The 24,806-nt window shown below is 43.0% G+C and carries 22 protein-coding genes and 1 pseudogene; 17 read left to right on the top strand and 6 right to left on the bottom strand.

Going from position 1 to position 24,806, the window contains the following annotated elements; all coding sequences use genetic code 11:
* Positions 1–364 precede the first annotated feature (364 nt).
* A complete protein-coding gene (locus tag MKY66_RS18245; RefSeq protein WP_076210019.1) occupies positions 365–1,411 on the bottom strand; it encodes an aromatic ring-hydroxylating dioxygenase subunit alpha in 1,047 nt (348 codons plus the stop codon).
* 406 nt (positions 1,412–1,817) lie between these two features.
* Between MKY66_RS18245 and MKY66_RS18240 the strand changes: the two genes are divergently transcribed.
* Positions 1,818–2,264, top strand: coding sequence for a carboxymuconolactone decarboxylase family protein (locus tag MKY66_RS18240; protein ID WP_076210020.1), 447 nt, complete (start codon positions 1,818–1,820; stop codon positions 2,262–2,264).
* Positions 2,265–2,298: 34 nt separating this feature from the next.
* Positions 2,299–3,234 (top strand): sigma-70 family RNA polymerase sigma factor, encoded by a 936-nt coding sequence (locus tag MKY66_RS18235; RefSeq protein ID WP_076210021.1) that lies wholly within the window; start codon positions 2,299–2,301, stop codon positions 3,232–3,234.
* A gap of 99 nt (positions 3,235–3,333) precedes the next feature.
* Here MKY66_RS18235 and MKY66_RS18230 read toward each other — a convergent pair whose 3' ends face one another.
* Complete coding sequence (locus MKY66_RS18230) at positions 3,334–4,287, bottom strand: hypothetical protein (protein WP_076210022.1); 954 nt, start codon at positions 4,285–4,287, stop codon at positions 3,334–3,336.
* A gap of 242 nt (positions 4,288–4,529) precedes the next feature.
* On the bottom strand, positions 4,530–5,114 hold the full coding sequence (locus MKY66_RS18225) for a spore coat protein (protein WP_256704199.1): 585 nt from the start codon (positions 5,112–5,114) through the stop codon (positions 4,530–4,532).
* A 163-nt stretch (positions 5,115–5,277) separates the two neighbouring features.
* Between MKY66_RS18225 and MKY66_RS18220 the strand changes: the two genes are divergently transcribed.
* Positions 5,278–6,006 carry a DUF1361 domain-containing protein gene (locus tag MKY66_RS18220; RefSeq protein ID WP_076210023.1) on the top strand — a complete coding sequence of 243 codons (729 nt, stop codon included), beginning with the start codon at positions 5,278–5,280 and terminating at the stop codon, positions 6,004–6,006.
* Positions 6,007–6,145: 139 nt separating this feature from the next.
* Here the strand turns inward: MKY66_RS18220 and MKY66_RS18215 are convergent, their stop codons facing one another.
* A complete protein-coding gene (locus MKY66_RS18215; RefSeq protein ID WP_083656988.1) occupies positions 6,146–7,084 on the bottom strand; it encodes an alpha/beta hydrolase in 939 nt (312 codons plus the stop codon).
* 184 nt (positions 7,085–7,268) lie between these two features.
* Here MKY66_RS18215 and MKY66_RS18210 point away from each other — a divergent pair, with 184 nt between their 5' ends.
* The gene (locus tag MKY66_RS18210; RefSeq protein WP_076210347.1) at positions 7,269–7,862 is read left to right on the top strand and encodes a TetR/AcrR family transcriptional regulator; all 594 of its coding nucleotides are present in this window, start codon (positions 7,269–7,271) and stop codon (positions 7,860–7,862) included.
* Between the two features lie 143 nt (positions 7,863–8,005).
* Complete coding sequence (locus MKY66_RS18205) at positions 8,006–9,028, top strand: serine hydrolase (protein ID WP_076210025.1); 1,023 nt, start codon at positions 8,006–8,008, stop codon at positions 9,026–9,028.
* An 83-nt stretch (positions 9,029–9,111) separates the two neighbouring features.
* On the opposite strand, the gene MKY66_RS18200 is transcribed toward MKY66_RS18205, so the two are convergent.
* Positions 9,112–10,092, bottom strand: coding sequence for a serine hydrolase (locus MKY66_RS18200; protein ID WP_076210026.1), 981 nt, complete (start codon positions 10,090–10,092; stop codon positions 9,112–9,114).
* Between the two features lie 253 nt (positions 10,093–10,345).
* Between MKY66_RS18200 and MKY66_RS18195 the strand changes: the two genes are divergently transcribed.
* The 11 genes and pseudogenes from MKY66_RS18195 (at position 10,346) to MKY66_RS18145 (ending at position 22,187) form a co-directional block, all read left to right on the top strand.
* Positions 10,346–10,615 (top strand): DUF6809 family protein, encoded by a 270-nt coding sequence (locus MKY66_RS18195; RefSeq protein WP_076210027.1) that lies wholly within the window; start codon positions 10,346–10,348, stop codon positions 10,613–10,615.
* Between the two features lie 284 nt (positions 10,616–10,899).
* Positions 10,900–12,207 (top strand): SPFH domain-containing protein, encoded by a 1,308-nt coding sequence (locus MKY66_RS18190; protein WP_076210028.1) that lies wholly within the window; start codon positions 10,900–10,902, stop codon positions 12,205–12,207.
* A gap of 179 nt (positions 12,208–12,386) precedes the next feature.
* Entirely contained in the window at positions 12,387–12,950 is a 564-nt protein-coding gene (locus MKY66_RS18185) for a hypothetical protein (RefSeq protein ID WP_339805534.1), read from the top strand.
* A 437-nt stretch (positions 12,951–13,387) separates the two neighbouring features.
* Positions 13,388–13,888: a hypothetical protein gene (locus MKY66_RS18180; protein WP_339805531.1), complete on the top strand. Its 501-nt coding sequence runs from the start codon at positions 13,388–13,390 to the stop codon at positions 13,886–13,888.
* Between the two features lie 289 nt (positions 13,889–14,177).
* The gene (locus tag MKY66_RS18175) at positions 14,178–15,530 is read left to right on the top strand and encodes a glucoamylase family protein (protein WP_076210032.1); all 1,353 of its coding nucleotides are present in this window, start codon (positions 14,178–14,180) and stop codon (positions 15,528–15,530) included.
* A 452-nt stretch (positions 15,531–15,982) separates the two neighbouring features.
* Positions 15,983–16,102 (top strand): annotated as a pseudogene (locus tag MKY66_RS18170) (XRE family transcriptional regulator); the annotation flags it as partial.
* Between the two features lie 61 nt (positions 16,103–16,163).
* A complete protein-coding gene (locus MKY66_RS18165) occupies positions 16,164–16,760 on the top strand; it encodes a cupin domain-containing protein (protein WP_076210033.1) in 597 nt (198 codons plus the stop codon).
* 131 nt (positions 16,761–16,891) lie between these two features.
* Positions 16,892–17,572 carry a hypothetical protein gene (locus MKY66_RS18160; protein ID WP_076210034.1) on the top strand — a complete coding sequence of 227 codons (681 nt, stop codon included), beginning with the start codon at positions 16,892–16,894 and terminating at the stop codon, positions 17,570–17,572.
* Positions 17,573–18,117: 545 nt separating this feature from the next.
* On the top strand, positions 18,118–19,707 hold the full coding sequence (locus MKY66_RS18155; RefSeq protein ID WP_076210035.1) for a methyl-accepting chemotaxis protein: 1,590 nt from the start codon (positions 18,118–18,120) through the stop codon (positions 19,705–19,707).
* 24 nt (positions 19,708–19,731) lie between these two features.
* Positions 19,732–20,157 carry a chemotaxis protein CheW gene (locus MKY66_RS18150; RefSeq protein WP_076210036.1) on the top strand — a complete coding sequence of 142 codons (426 nt, stop codon included), beginning with the start codon at positions 19,732–19,734 and terminating at the stop codon, positions 20,155–20,157.
* Positions 20,158–20,171: 14 nt separating this feature from the next.
* The gene (locus MKY66_RS18145) at positions 20,172–22,187 is read left to right on the top strand and encodes a chemotaxis protein CheA (RefSeq protein WP_076210037.1); all 2,016 of its coding nucleotides are present in this window, start codon (positions 20,172–20,174) and stop codon (positions 22,185–22,187) included.
* Between the two features lie 97 nt (positions 22,188–22,284).
* Here MKY66_RS18145 and MKY66_RS18140 read toward each other — a convergent pair whose 3' ends face one another.
* Positions 22,285–23,169 (bottom strand): LysR family transcriptional regulator, encoded by an 885-nt coding sequence (locus MKY66_RS18140; protein WP_036672843.1) that lies wholly within the window; start codon positions 23,167–23,169, stop codon positions 22,285–22,287.
* A gap of 112 nt (positions 23,170–23,281) precedes the next feature.
* On the opposite strand from MKY66_RS18140, the gene zwf reads away from it, so the two are divergent.
* Complete coding sequence (gene zwf, locus MKY66_RS18135) at positions 23,282–24,805, top strand: glucose-6-phosphate dehydrogenase (RefSeq protein ID WP_076210038.1); 1,524 nt, start codon at positions 23,282–23,284, stop codon at positions 24,803–24,805.
* Position 24,806: the final 1 nt, after the last annotated feature.

Here is a 24,806-nt window from a genome sequence, read left to right as displayed (position 1 = left end):
CTTATATCAGAATAAACAGCCGTATGAAATGTTTTTATCGGGGGATTTTGGGAAGTAAAGTGTCTGATGTTCCTTACAATTTTAAATGAGGACCTAGAGGCCAAATAAGATGTCCTGAGTTCCTAAGAAAATGTTCAACTAACATTTACACGATAACGGAGAGGGCAGAAATAACTTGAAGAAGCGGAGCGTTCGCCTAAAAGCTTTCTAAAAGAAAGCTACATCGGAAGCCTACGCTATCACCGGATTTTCCCTATGAAAAAATGGAATAAAAAAATCTGGGGATAACAGCGATCGTAAAGTTATTCTGCCATCGGAGTGCCAGTGTAAATATATTCATTAGTTGAACTTATATACTATCTATTTACGACGTGTAATTTCGTCCCAAGCCAAGCTCCGTTAACAATTGACGATAAGCAATCGAAGTACGGTCTGCGGGAATATGGGCCTCGGCATGCAGATCAAGGGGCAGATCCTCCGGTTTCTGTGACTCGACCATCTCGCGGTCTTCTTCAAATACCTGTAAGTTGAATTTGATTGTGTCTTCAATCGGAGCGTCTTTGTCAAAGTTGCGTGTGATTGGACAGAATAAACGTGTATAACGGGCAGAGATCGGCGAAGCACAATTCAGAATATTTAGCTTGTCGTCTCCTGGGAAATGTACCGTAAGAGAAGCCGCAAAGGGTGGAAAAACCCGAAACTCGCGCAGCCATTGGAAACCTTCAGGTGCAACAAGATCTTGCCCTTTGCCATAGTTACTCACCGTACTCCAATACTCGGCCAGTAACTCATTACCTTCGCGTTTTACTTTGTATTGGGGGACTTCTGTGTTGTTTCGATCACCAAACGTTTCGGTATGCACATAGGCAAAATGGGATACATCCAGGAATCCCTCCATTTGTCGTCCAGAGGAACCAGCAATGTCAAAGTTGGGTGGCAAAATATTGATATAATACGGATCATCCCATCCAGGGAAGGAGGGGATCTGTTCTTCCTTTCCCGCTAAAGTGGTCCAGATCAAGCCATAACGTTCGACTGCCGGATAGACGATAAGTTTGAGCTTAGGCGAGATCTTGGAACTTGGGTGCGCAGGAACTACGGTACATTTTCCTTCACAATTATAACGAAAACCGTGATAAGGGCAGACAATCTCGCCATTTTCTACCCAGCCTTTGCTAAGTGGAGCCCCGCGGTGAAAACAAAGATCCTTGGCTACCACAATCTGATCATTACTGCGGTAGAGAACCAGCTTCACGTCGAGTAATTGAGCAGCCAGGGGTTTGTCTGTTACTTCGGTTGCTTGGGCTACCGGGTACCAATATTGGGATAATACATGCCAGTCTTCTGCGGTGAACGTACACACTCTAGGCAATTCGGACGTCACATTACGGTTTGCGTTGGAAGTTATCATAGGAAACACTCCTTGCCGATATGAATAAACGATTCTCTTTTTATGTTAGAAAAGTTAACTTGGTTAGCCGTATGTTACTACTCTTTTGGTCGATATATCAATATAGGTAACTTGTTTTTGTTTGAAATCACAAATAGATCAGTAAAAACCGTACATGGATACGGGGAAATCCGGATTTTTCTTACGTTAGATGTTAATTGTAAAAAGAGAACAACCTTTCAGTATGTTTTTCCATTACTGATTATTGACTCCAAGGAGGTTGTCCTGCCATCAGAATCTCAGTGTGAATATTCGTTAGTTGAGCTGACATCCTTGTGAGCATAAAAAGATTTTCGCAAAGAATGTCACAGATCCCAACCGTCATTTGTCTACAGTATGTAAACCAAATGACGGAGGCGAATAAGAAATGAATTTAAGAACGAATTACAGAGTAGCTAGTCCAGGTGCTTTTAAAGCGATGATGGCGATGGAGCAATATATATCCGGGCAATTTGAAAATAAAGTATTGTATGAGCTGTTAAAAATCCGAGTGTCCCAGATTAATGGCTGCGCCTTTTGTCTCGATATGCATGCCAAAGATCTGATGAAACTGGGAGATTATGCGGATCATATTTTATTGCTGAGTGTGTGGCGTGAAGTGGCTTTCTTCACGGATCAAGAACGTGTTATGCTGGAGCTGGCTGAAGCGGTGACCCGAATCTCGAAACACGGTGTACCCCTTGCGTTGTACGATAAGGTTCGTGAACATTTCAGTGAATCCGAACTGGTGGATCTGATCCTGGCCATTAACACGATTAATAACTGGAACCGGATTGCGATCACAACTGGAATGTATCCGGGTTGCTTTAACTAAAAATACACGCACCATGCCAGAGGGGGCCATTCTTATGAATTCCAATCTCCACGCCAATGAGCCAGATGTGTCTTCTCTGGATGTTGGTGAGTTGTATATTCGTTATAAAAAATATGCATTTTCCATAGCTTACCGCATGCTGGGTAGTGTGGTAGAAGCTGAAGATATTGTGCAGGATTGCTTTGCGGGGATTCAGAGCACGTCTGCTCAGGATATTCGTAATCCCAAGTCCTACATCGCCAGATTGATTGTGAACCGAAGTTTGAATCTGCTAAATTCCGCCCGTAATCAGCGGGAAAGTTATGTTGGTGAGTGGCTGCCAGAGCCGATGGGTGACAGTGAAGAGGCGAACATGCCAGAGGAAACGATGGAGAAAAAAGAGCTGATCTCCTACGCCTATCTGGTCATGTTGGAGCGTCTATCGCCCATGGAACGGGCTGTTTTTGTCCTTCGTGAAGCGTTCCGATATGATTATTCCGAAATAGCGGATTGGCTGGGCAAAACGGAGACTAACTGTCGTCAAATCTTTAGCCGCGCCAGACGGAACTTGCCTGAAAGACTTCCGCCGATCGAGCAGAGTGATGCAGATATGATAGCTAAAGGTGAATTGCTGAGCCGTTTTACATCGGCTTTCCTTCGTTATGACGTCTCTGCCATGCTGGAGTTACTGGCGGATCAGCCTGTATTTACAGCAGATGGCGGTGGCGTTGTGCATACGGTTATGAGAACAATGAACATTCACAAAGGTGTGCTTGCACTCCTGACCTCACGGCGAGTCCTTACGCGATTGCGTGAAAGGGAATGGGTACCGATGTGGATTAATGGCGAACTTCAACTCGCGTTGATGAAAGAAGGGCAGTTGTCCGAGGTACTCTGTTTGGAGTTGGACACTTCCGGAGAGCGGATTGAGGGCGTGTATCTCGTTGTAAATCCAAACAAACTTACATCAATAGAAACTTCAACTCTTTGATCCAAACGTAAGGACTTGATATGTAAATTTAAAAGCGGCAACCTCTGTCTCGAGGACTGCCGCTTTTTTGGCGTTCACATTTTGCGATTCAGCACCCGATTATTCACGGGCAAATTGTTGTTGAACAGGTTCAATGATTGCTCTGACTTCAGGTGTAAGCTCATCATTGTTCTGATTGAGAATCAGTAAAATCTTTTCCATAGTGTCCAGAAGAACACTCTGCGTATCGGGCTCCCGCTTAGCCAAAGCTTTCTCGTAGGCCTGTTTCACCTCAGGGTCCATGGTGCGAATTTCTTCATCCGTGTACCAATCATAAGCAGGTGTGTTGTCACTTCCGTAAAACAGATAATCCACAAATAACCCTTGCTTCACTGCTGTTGTACGATTGGAATTCGGAAAGTTGTTCAAAAAGGCTTCTTTCTCCAATGCACGCTGGATTAATTCGTTCCAAGAGATGATAATGCCCCCATCTGAAGTTGTCATTTGGTTGGACTCGGTAGCCATAATATCAATGTATGCAGCAATATCAGCCTTTACAAAAGGTTTGAACTTTTGATATATCTCATAATTGATGATGGGGTAATACAAGCCTTCACTGGTTTCCAGTTTGAACCCGAGATCAGATGCTTCCTGCAGAAGTTTCTTCACGGTCGGATCTTTAATTTCTTTGAGCAGACGACTATATGTAAGCTTCTGTTCGTAACCAAGTTGTTCATGGGCTTGAGATATGGCCTGTTGAAATTGTTCCGTATACATTTGGTAATCCATATCAGCCAATTTCACGTTCTGCATGTTCTCAAGTTGCAGCGTCATTAATGTGGCCTGCCAAGGGCTGACTTTATCGATATGATTCATCAGGTATTTACGCGCTTTAACCAGACTTTCTGTGGACTTCAATGCCTCTGTTCGATAGGTTTGGAATTGATGATACACCGCTTTGGAAGCGGGGACAGATGCAGCCAGTGTTGTTGAAGGTGTGATTATTGCGCCAATGGCAGTACAGCCAAGAGCCGTAGCCAGTAAACCCAGTTTAGCAGGTTGCTTCCATCTCATTTGTATACCTCCCCATTAATGAAGAAAAAGCCATTTGAATTTTCTTATAACCGCATTTTACCGTATTTTATATGTATGATCCGTATGTTGAATATGTAAGTTCTGTCTTTGATTAAACCAGTTTCTGGTAGGCGAATCAAGTGTCTTCAGTAGGAAAATGATTACAAATAATGAAAGAACAGCCCCTAAAAACCCGAAAGGGTTCAAGAGACTGTTCTAGGTATTCGATCATTATCTTCTAATTAATGAAGTGGTTTATTACTACTATTAGGCATCTGAGGTGCTCCGGTTGCTGGAATATATGCCTGAAGCATCTGTTGTGTATCACTTTGAGTGAGTTGAGGTACTTGGTAATAGGCGTTTTTATTCTGGAACATGAAAATTTCATAGGCCATCTCGATAAAATGCTGGATCTGCGAAGCGACGACTCGGCGAACCGTTCCATTTGTGATCTCGTTGCAGGTCATGCCGAGCAGACTGGCATGTGATTTGATCAGTCCCAGCATATGACCGCTAATTCCGGCATCCTTTACATCGGCCAAGCTCTGATTTGGCTTTTTCGGTGCTGATGGCTTAAGGCCATATACCGGTGGTACGATGTTGGGGATCATGTAGGTTGCCGTCTCTTCATGAGGCTTCTGTCCGGATGCAAAACACTCTGCTGTCAGATTGTACTGGGATAAGATGAAATTGTACTGCCGGTCGAGAATGCCAATCAGTTCCTGGCTCTGCACAAATGTACGTAAGATCATGTATTGATCCAGGACGTTAATGGTGGAGGACAGAATCTCATGCACGTCGAACATCTCATGCCCGCCATGATTCATGTTAGGGGTGACATTTGGATTGGTGTTTAATGTAGGTTGTACTGCATTCTGAGGGTTCATGGAATTTGGATTCATTGTAAATTTGATTCTCCTTTGGTAAATGGTATGATTCTAGTATGCTTGGAGCGTAGTAAAATTATGTACATAAGTGAGGTCAGAATCATTGAGAAAACTGAATTATATTCGCATATTTATTTTCCTTAGTGTGGTCACAATAGTAACGCTAGGGTTGTACTATGTAGCCGCAGATTGGCTGGATCAGCGTTATTTCCGCTTCCTGATCTGGAATCTGTTCTTGGGCTGGATTCCTTTTGTGTTCTCTTATGTAGCCTATCTTCTAAGTGATGTGAAATGGAAAGGTGCCGCATGGCTTGCAGTCGCTAGTGGTCTGCTGTGGTTGTTGTTTTTCCCGAACTCCTCTTATATTGTTACGGATCTGGTTCATCTGACAGCGAGAAGTTCCCGGTATTATGTTGGGAACGGAGTGGACTACACGTATTGGTACGACTTAAGTGTTGTATTAATGTTTGTCTGGACTGGACTCCTGCTTGGATTCCTGTCGATGTATCAGCTTCAGGAAGTGATCTATCACCGAATTGGACGCTCGGCATCCTGGATCTTTGTACTGGCTGGCTGTGCTTTGGGAAGTTATGGGGTCTTGCTTGGACGTGTATATCGACTGAATAGCTGGGATGCACTGACGAATCGCGAGACGCTGATTGAGCTGATGCACGAAAGTGTAAGCCGTCCGTCTCTGGCGTTTTGCCTGTTTTTTGGCACGTTTATCACTACAATCTATGCCACATTGTATTATCTGATCAATACGAGGGCTCCCCGTGAAACGAAGAAGAGTACAGGAAGTCCCGAATCGGACCTGCAAGCGTTACGCTAACTCATGTTTTCTTAAGGCCGAACTCATTAGATCTAATCTTAATGTATATTGCTTAAAGGGCTGTTCCAAGTCATACACTGGCTATCGGAACAGCCCTTTAACATTGGGTCGAGCGGAGGATGTTCTGAAAAAGATATCTCTACTTATCAGAGATTAGCTGAAGGATTGTTTTCACAACCAGTTCAGGTTCATCATGAATAATCATATGACCACTGCGGGTAGCCACAATGAGCTGACTATCCTTCGATATATTCAACATGTTACGTTGTCCCGATTGCCATATGGATTCGAGCTTCTGCCCAATGTCAACCGGAATCCCTGCACTAGCATAGTCTTGAGGACGTCCGCGTGCAATGATACGTACAGGGATTGATCCAAGACGTTGGCCACGAATGGCATCTTCTGTTGAATGGGCAAGTAGGGCTTCTTCTTCTTTGGCTTGAAAATAGGAAGGGGTAGCAATCACATTAACAAAAGTATCCCGATCTTGCTTGGCAACCAGACCATCAAGCATAAAGTCTTGAAATAATCTGAAAGCGCCAGATACCTTCAGTAAAGATAACAAGGACGCAGACGGGTTTCCCTGAAACTGAGCCTGTTCCAACAAAGCCTTTGTGTTCCGTTCATCATCCTCAGGTCGCGCATCAATGAGGACAAGGCTCTGAACCTCATTTGAATAGGTCTGTGCAAAGAGTCTAGCATACATACCCCCAAGAGAATGACCTACCATAACGTAAGGGCCGCGTATGTTCTCCTTCTCCAGAGCAGCATGTAAATCTTTGACGATATTTGCACCTGTACGTTCTGTAGGTGCAGATTCGCTCCAGGCATATCCTGAGCGATCATACGTGACCACCGTTGCATGTTGGGCTAGTTCCACAGGAATGTCTCTCCACGACAAACTGGTTTCACCACTTCCAGCCTCCATAAGTATGGTCGGTGAACCATTGCCTTGTTTATGAATGTGTAGTTGGTAACCGCCGACTTGAACTAACGTACCTGGAGGTGGAAAGTCCTTTTTGGCGTGCGAGGAAGCAAACCACTCATAGAGGAATGCGGCACCTATCAGTAGTAGCATTGTGCAGAACAACCTTACTATGAAGGTGAAAACTCTGAAATTCTTGCGTGTTGAGGCTGGGGTAGTTGTATGCATGATCTTATGAATTCCTCTCCTACAGCTGTTTTATATATTAATACAATGTATTAAAAAAGATTATAGCACACTGTATTACAAAAAGAGAAGTTTGATGTATAATGTTGTCATGCCAAAAATCGTAGATCATGAAGCTCAAAGGAAAATCGTTGCTGATGCAGCAATCCGGGTCATTCAAGTGCACGGACTGGAGCATGCTACAGTTCGGAATATAGCAAAGGAAGCGGGACTATCTGTAGGTTCCATGCGTCATTATTTTGCCACACAGGCCGAATTGTTCACCTTTTGCATGAATCTTTTTGCAGAACGTGTACAGAAAAGGGTGGAGGCGTTACAGATGAGTGGATCTGTACTGCAGGATATGAAGAATCTGCTCTTGCAATTTCTCCCGTTGGACGATGATAGAATGATGGAAATGGAGGTCTGGTTTTCGTTTACAGCCAAATTATTGGTGTACCCCGAATTAAAAAAGTTAAGTGATCAGATGCATCAGGGGATGTATCGATCGGTTCAATGGGTGATAGAGGAGTTGCAGAAGCAAGGGATGACACATCCTGAACTGGATGCCGAGATGGAGATAGAGAAGTTATATGCTCTTGTGGATGGGCTCGCCATTCATATCCTAATGCAACCAGATAGACTTACGGTAAAACGAGTGGAACAAGTGATTGAACAGCATTTGAGCATGCTATGTCAAACTTAATCTTACGTTGTCTGAAGAAGGGTTATTTCCTTTTATAAGGGAGTAATCCTTCTTTTTATGAAAGTTTGGCAGGTATGCAGGATATGACGAAGAATTAAGAATGAGAATGTAATGAATACATAGACAAGTAGGTGAACAACAAAATGTTGAATGCAGTAGAGCTGACAACAAAAGTAGAAGAAGTCATGGAACGCGTGAATTTTTCGGGTGTTGTATTACTCCAGCAAGCCGGGAAAACCCTTTTGAATATGAAACGTGGTTATGCCAATCGCAGTGAAGAACTTGCCAATCAGGCGGATACACGCTTTGGAATTGCATCTGGATGTAAGATCTTCACGGCAGTGAGTGTATGCCAACTAATTGAAGCGGGCAAGTTGTCTGCGGATTCCAAGCTTACGGATGTATTGGATGTGGAGTTTCCACTGTGGGACAAAGGGATCACCATCCAGCAGTTGTTAACACACACGTCAAGCATTCCGGATTATTTCGATGAAGAAGTGATGGATGACTTTTCAGAATTATGGACAGACAGACCCGTCTACGCGATGCGGCGGCTAAGTGACTTTCTGCCCATGTTTCAGCATCTGCCAATGAAGTCTGCTCCGGGTGAACGTTTTCATTACAATAATGCGGGTTTCATTGTGCTGGGGCTTATCGTGGAACAACATTCAGGACTGTCGTTTACAGATTATGTGGAAGAACATATTTTCAAAAGGTGTGGCATGAAGGACTCCGGTTACTTCGTAACAGATCAGCTCCCGCGTAACACAGCTTTAGGGTATATCGATCATGAAGATGGCTCTTGGAATACTAATATGTTCTCCATTCCTGTCAAAGGTGGATCGGACGGTGGAGCCTATGTTACGGCACCGGATATGATTCGATTTTGGGGTGCTTTGCTGGGTCACCAATTGTTGAATGAAGAGACAAGACGGCAGTTATTAACTCCACATGCTCATCAAGAGGATGAAGAGTACTATGGGCAGGGTATCTGGATTGACCGCAAGGGGGAAGACATTTTCAAATTTCATGTCATGGGGTTTGATCCAGGGGTGTCGTTCATGTCTTCCGTGTATCCGGACTATGACCTACAACTGGTTGTGCTCTCTAATCAAGAGTCTGGTCCGTATCCAATAACAATTGCTATCGAAGAAGCTTTGGCATGACGAATAACCCTCAACCTATGGTCAGGTTATGGCCACAAGGTTGGGGGTTAATTGATCGAACAGGAAAGAAGGATTGCCTGCGTTTATAACATTTTCCATAGCTCAGGGGCAATTAATCGAGGGAAAACATCCAGCGGAGGTTTCTCTTTCTTTCGTTTGTCATTGGTTAACACCGTAACAAGTTCGAGCTCTGGGACAATATATACATACTGACCACCAAATCCTCGCGCGTAATAATAATGGAGATTGGGTTGGTCGTCTTCAGCAGCAATATTTTCGGAGTCAGACCTTTCGTTCGGATAGACATCCACCCACCAATGCCAAGCATAACTGCCGCGATTCGGTGGAGTGACTGTAATGAAAGGTTGTGTCGAACGGGAAACGAGATCACTTGAAATGAGAGACTCACCCTCCCACATACCTTGCTGTAGAAACAGCTGACCGAATTTTAGCAGATCTACGGGTAACATCTTAAGACCGAATCCGCCAGTATGTACACCTTGAGGGTCACTTTCCCATTCATAATCCTTAATTCCCAGCGGTTCAAAAAGATAACGTTCTGCGAACTCGGCTACGTTCATACCTGCATTTTGCATCAGGATGGCGGATAGGATCTGTGATACTCCTGAGTTGTACTCCATATATGTACCCGGTACATGGCTTAAGCGTTGTTCCAATGCAAAATCCACCCAATGATCGGTGCGGGTCATGCGAGGGAATGAATTCTGCCCGCCGAACTCGTCCCAGTTGAATCCGGCTGTCATGGTAAGCAGTTGTTCCAGCGTGATCGAAGGTTTACGCGGATCAGGATCGGATGTCAACTGTGGGAAAAAAGTAGAGACTGGGGCTGATGCCTCTGGTAACAAGCCTTTATCCATCGCTATACAGATGAGGGCGGATAGCACACTCTTGGTACATGAATTGATTTTTGCAATATCAGTCGCAGCCTCTTGGTTGCGGTAGTGTTCGTACATAATCTCACCGCGCACGCTGACGAGGCAGCTTCGCAGATCCAGCGGCGGAATGATTTGTTGCAACTTGGATGACAGTGATGAAGGATTCATAGTGTCCTTTCTGTACGGTTGATTTGTTATAGGATTTTGTAGAAATAGGTGTCCATTATCTTAGCATACTCCCGAGGTAGGGCTCAACAAGCGCTACATTATTATGTCAAAGCAAGCATGCAAAATGCGATATCCTATGAAAGCTATAAGAATCATATGCGAATATCGCATAAATTCCCAGCATTGTCTGTCAATCTTATATAATTGTCATGAGAAGAGTACCAGACATGTATAAGAGAAAGGGGTCTGTGATGTGGGAAATATTATAGAAGAATTATATTACGGTAACCTGAGACCAGAAGAGAATATTGTTCCTAAAGATTCGGAGTATCGTTCTATTAATAAGGAGATTACAGCTTCTATCGAAAAATTTCAGAGAAAGCTTTCGGAGGATGACTTTAAACAACTCGAGGTATTGTTTGATATGATGGATCAAGTTCACTCTATTCATTCAAGAGAGGCTTTTGCCAGTGGTTTCAAAATTGGGACGTTGATTATGATCGAGAGTGGATACTCAAGCTAATATTTTGATTTTTCACAACATGTGGTTATATAGTTAACCTCTTTCCTATGAACATATGGAAGAGGTTTTTACTATTATGAACATGCCAATATAGAAAAAATATCATATGAAAAATGAACTATGTTAGTGCGTATTAAGGTTAGAAATGGTAAAATATCAATGCCTAAACATGGAACAAGTAGATGAAAGATAATTAAATATAGGAAATAGTGTAGAATCAGTGTTTTAGCAAAAGAACTTTTTAGTAAATTATAGTAATCTAATACTGAATTGAGGAATTAAACATGGCGATTATTGACGTAATTAAGTATGATGGCTCACCTGATGTGTTTGCTTGGAAACATCCCGAGACTGAACTGGGAACATGGACCCAGTTAATTGTGAATCAATCTCAACAAGCAATTCTTTTCAAGGATGGAAGAGCGCTTGATATGTTTGGACCCGGAAGGCATACGCTGAGTACTGCGAATATCCCAATCCTGAACCGACTCGTTAACCTTCCGTTCGGAGGAAAGTCACCTTTTGCAGCAGAAGTATGGTATGTCAATCAAGTAAGCGCATTGGACGTTAAGTGGGGAACGGCGAATCCGATTCAGATCCAGGATCCCAAGTATAATATTATTGTTCCCGTAAGAACATTTGGACAAATGGGAATTAAAATTTCGGATTCACGAAAATTTTTGGTCAAGCTTGTGGGAACACTGCCTGAGTTTAACCAAGTGAATATGATTAATTACTTCCGTGGGTTGATTATCATGAATATTAACTCCATGTTGTCTTCATATCTAATACATAGAAAAGTAAGTGTTTTGGAGATCAATGCATATATCGCTGAGATATCACGACATTTTGCAGATACGATAGCTTCTACTTTTGAAGAATTTGGTATTGAGTTAATCAACTTGTATATTCACAATGTCAATCTCCCCGAAGAAGACCCTTCAGTCATTCGATTAAGAGAAGCGTTGGCACGCAAAGCTGAGATGGATATCATTGGGTACACATATCAGCAAGAACGTTCGTTTGATACGCTTGAAGGTGCAGCGAAGAATGAAGGAAGCATGCAGTCAGACATCATGGGCGCAGGGCTTGGTATGGGGATGGGAGTTGGTCTGGGGGGTTCTTTCAGTGGCGAGATGTCCCAGATGTCTAAAGTGATGTCTACGAAGGAAACGCCTGCAGTAAGTATATGTAAGCAGTGTCATCATCCGAACCAGGAGAACAGCGCTTTTTGCAGCAAATGTGGCAATTCATTAGCCGAACAATCCGCAGCAACAACAGATTGCAATAATTGTGGACATGCCTTGCCAAAGGGAACCAAATTTTGTCCTAACTGTGGTGACAAATACCATGCATGTCCTTCATGTGGGGCGGATAATGCAGAGAACGCATTGGAATGTATCCAATGTGATCAACCGATGCCTAGCCCATGCCCAAATTGTAACCATATGAATTCCGGTCATACAAAATTCTGTGGCAACTGTGGCACAAGTTTAAGCTTGAAATGTAGTCGGTGCCAACATGAGGTAAAACCCGGCCAGAAGTTCTGTCTCGATTGCGGAAACAATCTGCAAGAAGGAGGACAGGTATAGTGATGGTAAAACGGAGCAATCTCTTGATTTTGGATGTCGTCTATTTAATATGCATGTTAGTATCATCAATCGTTTCTTTTACGCTGTATAATCATGCGCTTCTATCGTTTTCTTTTTGGATAAATCTCGTTGCTTCTTATGTAGCGATTACGGCTATTTGGATATACGCACGGTTCATCATGCAAAATATGGATCGGTTTAAACGGTTTGTTCCAGGTTACACAGCTTTAGGTGTAGTATTGGTTATTTATCTGATATGTGTGATGATCTACACGTTGGTAACAGGTTCAGCAGATCATGCGCTTCGCTGGTTCGTATTGTTACATACGGTAACGATTGCGATCGCAATTATTTTGTGCGGAATCATTATGATCTATATTCAGAGTGCGCGTCGTCATGAAACAGATGAACATACAAAAATCGCAAACTTACAATTAATCGAAAAAGCTTTACAGCAATTGCTTCATACCATGGTGCAACATCCCGTCCTAACTGTGGAAGAAGAGCGCAAAACCGTTCAATCATTAATTGAACTTGTAAAGTATAGTGACCCAATCACTCCGGATTCCCTTGAGAAAAATGACCGCCAGATCTTGCTGGACATTGAATTGATGAACAGTGAGCTTGCAAATCAGTACGAAGCAGGGGAATTGGTAAATAGTGAACGTTTTGCTTCGCAACTATCCCAGTTAAAGTTCCGTTTGAAAGAGCGCAATCAACAGATCTTGACAAGCAAATCATAAATTGCAGGAGGAAACGCGGTGAAAAGATTTTTTGGAATTATATTCATTATGCTTTCGTCTCTGACGATCTTGTTATCTTTAATATTAATATCCGAGGGAACAGAAACGGCCATTATCAGTACGATAATTCTTTTTATCCCTGGGGTTATCGTACTTGTTACGGGAATTAAAATGTGTGGTCGGCCTAAATCTCGTTCTAACACTAATCAATATTACGAAGATCAGCATCATGAGAAATATGACGAGGCACCTCAAGAATATGTAGCCGTGAATTGTTCAGGGTGTGGAGCCAAGGTAAAGGTATATCCTACTTTGTCTGCGGATTGTGAGTATTGTGGAACGACAATGAGGATCTCTTAGTCGTAGCTAACATAAATAGACTTTAACAGTTTTAGCGGACGGATACTTGTAGTGTGTCGGTTAGGCGTAGAGTTTGTTTGGGAGGAATCAAATTGAGGAAGTTTTTCGGGCTCATTTTTATGGTGTATGCTATTGGCACACCCTTTGCTTTTTTCAATGCAGACAATCACAAAAGTGGGGATCTATTTGGCATAATTGGAGTTATTATCGTTGAATTTTTATTTTTGTTTTTTGGTATTAAATTGCTTAGGAAAAAACGTGTTAGTAAAAAGCGTGTCCCGGAACGAAAGTTTTATGGGGGAGACTATGGAGGTCATCTTGATCGCGAAAATCCGGATCCGCGTACTTATTCAAGCTACAATAGCAACACCGTGAGTTACAGTAGTCATAATACAATTAACTATACAGAGATCAATTTTTCAGATAAGGAAAACACTGAAGAGAAAGTCGATGAGAAAGTTGAAGAGACACAAAGGCCTATTTCAGTGAGTTGCCCGGGGTGTGGGGCGAAGGCAAAAGTACTTCCTAAGCAATCAACGGATTGCGAGTATTGCGGAACAACAGTTGTAGCAACTTAGAACGGTTTAGAATTGATACAGAAAGGGTTAAGCCTGATTCCTATGGAGTCAGGCTCTTTATCTCTTCAATTTTGAATCTAAAAGACCCTCAAACGTTCAAATACGTCATATAATTCCACGTGAGTTACCTTAATGTGGCCCCTTTAATGAAACGTTTCGAATTTACATTTATTAATAATCCATATTATATTCAGTATTTGTAAGCGTTCTATTTTCTTGTTTACGGAAATGGGAAATTTATGATAACATATACACGAAACGTTTCGAATCCATTTGAAGGGAGAAAATCATGAAAAAAGTAAAACAATTCAGCTTTATTTTAACTTTTTGTCTGTTAGCTAATCTAGCTTTAACTCCTATGGCTTCAGCAGGTGACTCAAGCAATTTAATTGGATTTCGAGCAGAATTGAAAGCGATTGCATATAAGACTTATACGTTTTTTGAGGACTATACGGATCAGAACACCGGCTTGACTTACGATGAAGTACGGCACACTGAAAACGGGATAGAAGAAGCTAAACGTACCTCGCCCACAAACATCGCAATGTATATGATGAGTACCGTTTCAGCGCAACAATTGGGCATTATTTCAAAGAAAGAAGCTGTACATCGCCTGCAAACAACTATAAATTCCCTCGAAAAGTTAGAAAAGTGGAACGGCCTATTTTATAACTGGTATAACACAGATGACGGATCAGTGAAGAAAGATTGGGGCCAATTTATTTCCCAAGTCGATAATGGCTGGTTATCCGCTGGTTTAATTGTTGTTGGGCAAGCCTATGAAGAACTTCATGGGGAAACAAGCAAGTTGGTTACAAATATGAATTATACTCCGCTATATGATCCTGAAGTCGGCCAATTCCGCGGAGGTTATGATGTGGCTGAAGGCGCGCTGACGGATCACCATTATGGGATGTTTTATACGGAACCACGTGTAGGCAGCTATATTGCTATTGGGAAAGGTGACGTTCCCCAAGATCATTGGTGGAAGATGTATCGCACATTACCTCAAGAATGGGATTGGCAAGCTCAGATTCCTCAAGGCAAATCCGTTAAGTATGATGGAGTGGATGTGTTTGAAGGAAGTTATGTATACAAGGATAAAAAGTTCGTGCCAAGCTGGGGAGGCAGCATGTTTGAAGCTCTTATGCCCGGTATGGTCATAAAGGAAAAAGACCTGGGTACTCAAGCTTTGGGATTGAACAACCAGCGTCATGTCGAATTGCAGATCGAATACGCCAAAGAAAAAGGGTATGCCGCATGGGGCTTTTCACCTTCTGCAACTCCTACAGGTTACAGTGAGTTTGCAGCAACACCGTTGGGTACCTCAGGTTATAAAGATGGAGCAACGGTAACAGCACACGCATCATTCCTTGCCTTGGATTATTCCCCTGAAGCTGTTCGAAAGAACATTAAAGCTTTAAAGAACTTCAAAATGTTTGGCAAATATGGGTTCTATGACTCAGTCAATGTTGAAACGGGAGAACTTGCAAAAGCTTATCTGGCACTGGATCAAGGGATGATTATGGTGTCGATCGCCAATTATCTTCAAGATGGCGTTATACGCGATTATTTTCACAGTGATGTGATAGGGCAGACGCCAGAAAAATTATTGAAAAAAGAAGTGTTTTCCATTCAATGAAGAAGAAGAGAACTTGCCATACCGATTGTGCAAATGGAACGAAGCAGCGTGTTTTCTGCTTCGTTCCATTTGCATTTGTCGACCATTGGGCCATTTAAAGTTAATTAGACAATCATAACGCAATGGCTTGCCGTTCACTTGATGAAATAGTCATCAAAACTTGAAGACAATGCGGACTGGAGAGGTAATAAACAGCAAATGTTCTCATTCCTGCTTCGTGACCGTACACGCAGTATACATCTCCAACATTGGGGATCATGTTATGCTCCTTTCGTTCTGCATCAATCGATGCTAAGCTACTTGTAAACCCAGTATTTTGCAGAACTGATGATAGATGAATTATATCAAAGTCATTCAGAGACTACCATTTTGGGATAGAGTCGAATAGGCTTGAATACTTTTATAAAAAGGAACGATGTCTATGGACACAAGTATGAGCCGTAACAAAAAAACTGGGTGAGTTTTTGAAATCACGGAGAAGCCGCATTCAACCGTAACAAGTTGGATTGTCGGGATCTTATGGACAGCGAAGAACACCCGGTCTACGGCGGGAAGAAGTCGCGGTATTATCTTTCTATTCTCCGGCATACAGTACAACAATGAGATGTATGCCCAAGGAGGAGAAATGATCGTATGATGAATCCGATTTTACAAGCCCCGAATGTTCCGCTGGCAGCCGATTCCAATGCGGTTGTCAATTATCAGAGGGATTCACGCAACTACGTAACCCAGTTGTTTGGAGAACAGCTGCCGACCCTTGTGAATGGTTTCTTCAACGTGTACTTAAGCAAAGGAATTATTGTGCAGCCGCACTGGCACACCAATGTCACGGAGATGGTTGTGGTCATCACCGGTGAAATTACAGCGTCAGTCTTCAATCCGTTTGCGCGTGAACGATTGACATATCGTCTGAAACCAGGTCAGGTTGTGGTATTCCCGAAAGGCTGGTTTCACTGGTTTGTCGCTGAGACAGATGATGTATATGTATTAACAATCTTTGATCAGCCAACGCCTGATATTGTGTTTGGAGCGGATTTCTTGGCAGCTACACCGCCGGAGGTGGCTCACCGTGCGTACTGTTTGGATGAGGAGGCATATGCGAGAGCTGTTGCTTCCATTAAAAATGATGCGATTCTGGGCCCACCAATAGGATGTGATACGCAGGTTTCTGATCAATCGACTTCACCTTCCAAGACGTCCGTGTCACCATCCAATAAACAGAAGTCTTAATTCAAGATTCCATATTCATTATCAAAGTACAAAGCCTGTAACTGGAGAATAACAGTTGCAGGTTTTTTGACGTCTTGATGTAATAATCGTTAGTATAGTATGAACATCCAACAAAAATGGAGGATTCATGAATGAACATGTCAGAAATGAGAACGCTTGAAACTGCAATGAGTTATGCACCGATTTTGATGTTTGACAGAGCCGAACCCTTTTATCCTGATTTTGTTGGCATTTCGGTGTTGCATCAATCCGGGCCTTCACCATCGTTCAGAAGGGACATTAAGTTTCCGACCGAGGCAGTACAATATGTAATTGAATATGCAATCTGGTGGGATTATGAGATTGGACATCTGTATGAAATGGAGCATGTATGGGTTTATGTGGGTCATGACGGAGAGGTAGTAGACTGTGAAGCCAGCTTTCATGGGAAGGTGCTGCGTGGATTGTTGAAGGAACGGGTCAATGTGGTTGGACATCATGTATGCTTGTACTCGCAGCCTGGCAAACATGCTTTCTCACCACTTCCGGTTGTATTTGAGTTACTGCCAAACCTGTATAGTGCAGCAGGTGCCGAAGCTGGATGTGATGGGCTACTTGTGAATGAGTTGTTTCAAGATTATTTTGAAACAAATGAACAGATCGATGCTCAGGTAGAGCGTTATCTACAGACCAAAGCGTTTATACCTACCATGGAGTTCGAAGAATATTTACTAAAACCGGAGATATTCATGACGTGGGATAACCTGTTTGGTATTATTCCGCACAGGATTAAGGACCGCTTAATTGAACTGGAGAAGTTGTATAACACATAAGTAGTTAGTTTTAAACGGGTTATATGTAATTTAAAGTTTTTTTTTTGCTCCAAAACCAAACTTTGTTGATTCGGGTTTGGTTTTTTTATGGGAAAATGGACTCAGTATAAGTAATCATTTATTAGACTTAGGTCTTGAAATGTTGAGTGTGTACAGCAAAAATACATCATTTTTTTAAGTGGGAAGTGATATTTGTTAGACGCAAGAACTATACAACTTCTTATGTAAATATAAGAAGATCATGCCACATGAAATTTTGTATGGAGATATATGTGTAAGTCAATGCAGAAAGTTGATTATACGCATATATGTAAATTTAAAAAGAAATTTAATAGGTAAAAAGTGTATTTTATATTAAAAAGAAGATTCTTTGTATCTGAAATAAAATTCATAATAGTGTAAATTTATAGAAATAAAAATCTTCTATTCAGTTTTAATATATTTATGTCGAAATAGATCGTAAGTTGTCTGGAGCGCGATCTAGAGAAGGGTTTACCAAGCGTTATATACATAACTGGACACTACGATGCCTAGGAGGAGATTACATGAAGTGGTTTGGAAATTTGAAAACAGCAACAAAGATTATCTCAGCGTTTTTAATTGTGTCGATAATCATTGCGGCGCTTGGCGTCTACTCTGTAGTAACATTGAGAAGTACGAATGAACGAATGCAAGCGATGTATAACAACAATCTAATCTCTGTAAAAGAATTATCCTCTGCTCAGATTGATTATCAAAGAATGCGCGTGAACGTGCGTGATTTAAGCTTCGAAACCGTCGAAACTGAAAAAACTCGGATCACGGAGAACATCGCTTCGATCCGTCAGAGTGTGAATGATCGCCTGACCATCTATCGTCCGCTTGCAACAACCCCTGAAGAAATAGAGTTACTCCGTAATTTTGATGCAGAATATCCAGGATATTTAACAATGTTTGAACGAGCAACTAATCTGGCTGTCGCAGATGATCAAAGTGCCTTTAATACCTACCTTGAAATTGAGCTTAAACCACAAGGGGACAAAATTGTTGAGCTCCTTACCAATTTGATCGAGCTTAATGAAAGTTTGGCTGAACAGGCGAATATACAATCTCAGGCTGCCTATTCACAAGCATTTAAAGTAACGATAATTCTTGTGGTTCTGTCCGTACTCTTCAGTATTCTCATTGGATATATCATCTCTCGCTCCATTTCGAAGCCACTCATGGCCATGCTGGGTCTAGCTACGGAAGTTGCCAACGGAAATCTGACCCTTAAATCAAACATCTCCAGCAACGATGAAGTGGGTCAACTAGCTGCGGCACTGAATCAGATGGTCGATAATCTGAAAGAGTTAATTAACAATATCGTGTTGAACTCCCAAAGTGTTGCTGCTTCTTCAGAACAGATCTCAGCAAGCACACAGGAAATTGCGAGCACCAGCACGAGCCAATCCAGTGAGGCGGGAAATATCTCCGAATTGTTCAAGGAGCTTTCACTTGCCATTAACTCCGTCGCTGCAAGTGCGGAAGAAGCGGCTGAACTGTCCAACGATACGGTGAAGACTGCTCGTGAAGGTGGACTTGTTGTACAGACTTCATTGGAAGGTATGCAAGCTGTTAATACAAAAATGACCAAGCTTGAAGATGATTCTCGGAAAATCGGTGACATCATTGAAGTAATTGACGATATCGCTGAGCAGACCAATCTGCTTGCGCTGAATGCGGCAATTGAAGCGGCACGTGCCGGAGAACAAGGACGAGGATTCGCTGTAGTAGCAGATGAAGTCCGGAAGCTTGCCGAACGAAGCGGCGAGGCGACCAAAGAAATTACAGCCATCATCAAAGCGATGCAGGAAAATACGAGACAAAGTGTACAGGCAGTAGCAGCCAGTGTTGAGCAGTCTTCCATGACTGGACAGGCTTTTGATCAGATCATTGATATGGTCAATAACTCCTCACAGAAAGTAAATGAAATTGCTGCTGCATGTGAAGAAGAAGCAGCCCAAGCCGCAGAGGTGATGAGCTCTGTTGAATCCATCTCGGCTTCCAGTGAAGAATCTGCGGCTGCATCAGAAGAGACGGCGGCAACGTGCCAGTCTCTGGCACATCTGGCGGAAGAGCTGGCGAATTCGGCAGCTGCCTTCAAAACAAATTAATAAAATTGAATTGAGGGTGAATTGATGTCTTCACTTCAGAAGGAACAATATATTGAACTGTCTGTAGGTGCAGAGACTTGCGCCATTCGAATCGAAGAAATTCACGAAATTATTAAAATGCTCAGCATTACAGATATCCCATTCAGCCGCCCAGAGATCAAAGGGGTAGTTAATCTGCGTGGCAAGGTTGTATGTGTGATGAGTCTGCGGAACCTGTTGGGTATGACGGACGAACCGGACACCAGAGTGACGCGCATTATCGTAGTTCGACATCAGGAAGAATATATTGGCTTGATCGTTGATCGCGTGAACAAGGTAACCACATATTCGGACATACATCCGCCAACCGGTGGATATGGTCGTAACCGTGAAGATTTATTCCATGGGGTGGGTCAACAGGAAGACAAGCTTGTGGGCATTTTGAAACTGGACGAAATATTGGGCGGTTAGGGAGGTATATACGAATGATGGATTTGTCTGCCTACCGTGACATCTTTATCGAAGAACTGAATGATCAACTGGAACGTATGGATCAGTCTTTATTGGCATTGGAGCTTACGCCTTCTGTAGAGCTGGTTCAGACGCTGTTTCGGGCAGCCCATACCATCAAGGGATCGGCATCCACAATGGATTTTCGTGAATTAAGCGACCTCACGCATGAAGTGGAGTATGCCCTTGAATGGGTCCGGGAGAAAAAACCGGAGATGACTTCGGAGCTAATTGATACGTTGTTCCGCTCTTTGGACGCCATGAAGGTGCTTCGTGATCAGTACATCCGTGGGGAAGCCTATGCAGATTTTCGAGCAGTAGTAAGAGAAATAAAGGATTTAATTCAGACCCCGACAGTAGTTGGGCAACTTAAAACACCTCAATTGCAACCAGCAGAGTCGATTATGGCACAGGTAGCTATTGTGTCAGGCAAGCAGTTATTGTCCATTCATGTTGTGCTGGAGCAGAAGTGCATGATGAAAGCGGCCAGATATCATATTTTACGACAACGTATTGAGGACATCTGTGGTACGGTTGTCGCTACTTCGCTTATGGAGAGTCAACCGGGCGCGCAGAATGAAGATGATCATTATGGTCAGTTCATCATCATCGTAGCAACGTCGAAGGATTCCCAGCAGCTTAAGGCAGATCTGTCTTCAGACTCGGATATTCATATGCTGGAGATTGATCCATATCTGTTGGAATCCAATGAGGTTGCAGCGACTTCTGCACCACTTGAATTAATCTCTGAAACAGAGCAAACGAAACAAAGCTTGCCTACCGTGAATCCAACTGGGCCGGATGAGAAAGTGAAGGCTGCTCAACCTACAGTTCGTGTGAGTGTTGAGCGTCTGGACCATTTGATGAATTTGGTCGGTGAACTGTTAATTGATCAAACATCCCTTGCAGATCTGAGTGGATCGGGTGCGCGTAAGGAGTCTTCACCACTCATCCGGAGTATTAGTGGTGTATCCGATCATATGGGTAGGGTGATCAAGGAACTCCAAGAAGGTGTAATGAAGACACGGATGTTACCTATTGATCAACTATTCAGTCGCTTCCCGAGATTGGTTCGTGACCTATCGCAGAAGCTGGGTAAGGATCTGGAACTGGTTATTCAAGGTGGAGAGACCGAGCTTGACCGGATGATCATTGAAGAATTAAGTGACCCGCTGATCCATCTCATCCGCAACAGTGCTGATCATGGTATTGAAAGTGTAGAGGTGCGTGCGGAGAACGGTAAGCCGTCCAAAGGACGTATTACATTAACTTCGTTTCACGAAGAAAATCATGTCGTCATTCGTTATTCGGATGATGGCAAAGGTATCGATGGTGAGAAGATCAAAGCTTCCGCTTTGGGCAAAGGTATCATCAGTGAGGAACAGGCTGCACGTCTATCAACACAGGAAGCTGTTCATCTCATATTTGAGCCCGGTTTCTCCACAGCTTCTTCTGTCAGTGAAGTATCGGGGCGCGGCGTTGGAATGGACATCGTGCGTAGCCAGATCGGGCGTCTCAACGGTATCATTGATATTGATACGGAGGTTGGTGTTGGCACCACGTTTACGATTCGTCTACCGCTTACTTTGGCGATTATTAAAGGTCTGTTAGTCAAAGTATCGGGTCGTGTTCTAATCTTGCCGATGTATAATGTTGCTGAGATTGTTCGAATTTCACCTGAAGATATTCAGATGATCCAGGGACAACAAGCGATCCTGAATCATGGACGAATTGTACCTTTTCACCGACTGTGCGACAGGCTCAACTATCCACGAACGGACCGTAAATCCAAAACCATTCCACTGGTGATCGTGCGTTCCGTTGATAAAATTGCAGCTTACGCAGTAGATGAGATTATAGGAAATCAGGAAGTCGTTATAAAGACGCTCGGTACGTATCTGGGAGCGATGAACCATCTTTCTGGCGCAACGATTCTCGGTAATGGTAAGGTTGCCCTTATATTGGACGCGTCCTATCTGGTGAGTCTTTAATCGTTAGATAAACACAAACATTATGCAGGCCAAAAAGCCTCATCATCCTTAACTGGATGGTGGGGCTCTTTGTTGTACCTTTTGACATTGTGACCACTCAGGATTTGAAAATGAGATCCATAAACCGGTTGGCAGCCAGAGAAATTGGCATATTACGTTTGGTCATAATCCCCACATGGGAAGGGGGGAGCGGGACATCAAGCTGAATTTCGAAGAGAGAACCTTCCTCCAACTCTTTGGATATAAATTCACGTGTGACATAGGAAATCCCCAGTCCTCGACGCGCAAACTCAATCAACAGATCAACGCTACCAACCTCAATCTCAGGTTTCAACGTGTAATTATAACTGTTAAACAACTCGGTTATAGCCATACGAACCCGGCTGTTCCGGGAGAAGAGGATCAGTTGATGCTCCAGAAGCATCTCAAGTGTCATGACTTTACCCTTCAACTGAGCATAACGTTCCCCAGCTACAAAACAGTCCTTCAACTGAATACTTTCCCTGACTTCTAGCTGTGGATCAACAATGGGCATCCGAACTACACCAAGGTCGATCTTGCCTTCTTTCAGAAACGTAATGACTTCCGGTGTGGTTCCATGACTCAGATGTAGCTTGATGTTAGGGTACAAGGTGTGGAATTCCTCTAGATATGCCAGCATGTAATGCTTGAACAGGGAGTCACTGCCACCAATCCGGAGTTCTCCATTGTCGAGATTCTTCAGTGCGGCCATTTTTTCTTCCGCAAGTGAGATCAGAATCTGGGATTGTTCAATATAGGAATATAGACTGGCACCTTCCTGTGTCAACGCTACACCCTTGGAATTTCGATAAAACAAGGTAAGACCAAAGCTCTCTTCCAATTGCTTAATGGCATGACTGACGCTGGGTTGAGTGATATACAGTGCTTTCGCAGCCTGTGTCAAACTTCCCGTTTTGGCGGCCCAATAAAAGACTTTATATAGTTCGTAATTTGTTGTCATAGATGTGGTCTATAGCTCCTGTGAAATATATTAATTACTTGTATAGCTATAAAACGTATTATAGTGTAACTACAACAAAGAAACCAGAGTTACTTGGAAGGAGAACGGTAAGATGGAACCAACTACCATTGTTTTATTTGGTGCAACTGGCGATTTAGCCAAAAGAAAAATATATCCTGCCTTATATAACTTATATCTTGAGCAGAAGCTTCCTGAAACCTTCTCATTGATTGGTCTGGGGCGTAGAGATTGGTCTGATGAATTCTTTCAGGCACAAGTGGAAAAATCATTAAATGAATTTTCCAGACGCCAAGCTGATCCTGAAGTTGTGAAGTCATTTGTGAAAGCTTTCCGCTACAGTGTATTGAATATAAGCCATAAGGAAGATTATATAAAGCTGTTGGGATTAGTTGAACAAAGAGAAGCTGAGCTTGGCATACCGTCCAATCGCTTGTTTTATCTCTCGGTTGGTCCTGAATTTTTCGAACCGATTGCCGAGAACATTCAAGAAAGTGGACTGGGTTCCACAGAGGGCTGGAAACGTCTCGTCATCGAGAAGCCATTTGGTCACGACCTGCAGTCCGCTAGAGACCTTAATCGCAAATTAAGCGAATCGTTCACGGAGGAAGAGATTTATCGGATTGACCACTATTTGGGCAAACCGATGGTACAGCGTCTGGAGACGTTGCATCAGAGTAACCCAATCATGAAGGCGTTATGGAACAACCGTTACATCTCCAATGTGCAAATTACAGCGAATGAGACTGTAGGTGTCGAAGAACGTGCATCCTATTATGATCATGTTGGTGCAGTGCGAGACATGTTCCAGAATCATATGTTGCAATTGCTCATGATGATGGCGATTCAGCTTCCTTACAACAGTACTTCCGAAAAAGTTGGATTGAAGAAAAAACACATTATGGAATCGATCCAGCCGTTACAAAAACAAACGGTGGGCGCAAACATCATCCGTGGACAGTATGCAGAAGGCAACATTCAAGGTAAATCGGTTAATGCTTATACTGCTGAACCAGGTGTAGCCGAAAATACGATGAATGACACATTCATTGCTGCCAAATTGCAAATTGATGATTTCTTCTGGCGTGGTGTTCCGTTTTACATTCGCACGGGTAAAAGAATGAAGGAGAAATCAACACGTATCGTGATTGAATTCAAAGAACCTTCAGGACAGACAAATGTGCTGAAAAACAAAGGTTCCAAGCCAAACCTGCTCGTCATTGAGATGAGTCCGGATCAGAGCATGACATTGCAACTGAATGCAAGTGATCCTGAGAATAAAGGTGAATTCAAACCGGTTCACATCGATCTTTCTCCGGATAAAGGTGACCTCGCGGAAGCTTACGAGAATCTGATTCGTGATGCTTTGCTGGGTGATCCAACTTTCTTTGCCCACTGGGATGAAGTAGAATTGTCATGGGCGTGGGTGCAGCCAATTCTGGATGCATTCCAGGAAAATCTGTTACCACTTCACCTGTATCCTGCGGGTAGCTATGGACCGGCTGAATCAGATGTTATGCTTGAAGAAGAAGGTCACCACTGGTGGTTTGATGAGCCGGCGGATCAGGAGTCTGTAGTTACAGATAGCATCCCCTTGGCAGTTAATGCAAATCTCTAAA

Source organism: Paenibacillus sp. FSL R5-0766 (assembly GCF_037971845.1).
Taxonomy (GTDB): Bacteria; Bacillota; Bacilli; order Paenibacillales; family Paenibacillaceae; genus Paenibacillus.
This window is presented reverse-complemented; position numbering and strand designations above follow the sequence as displayed.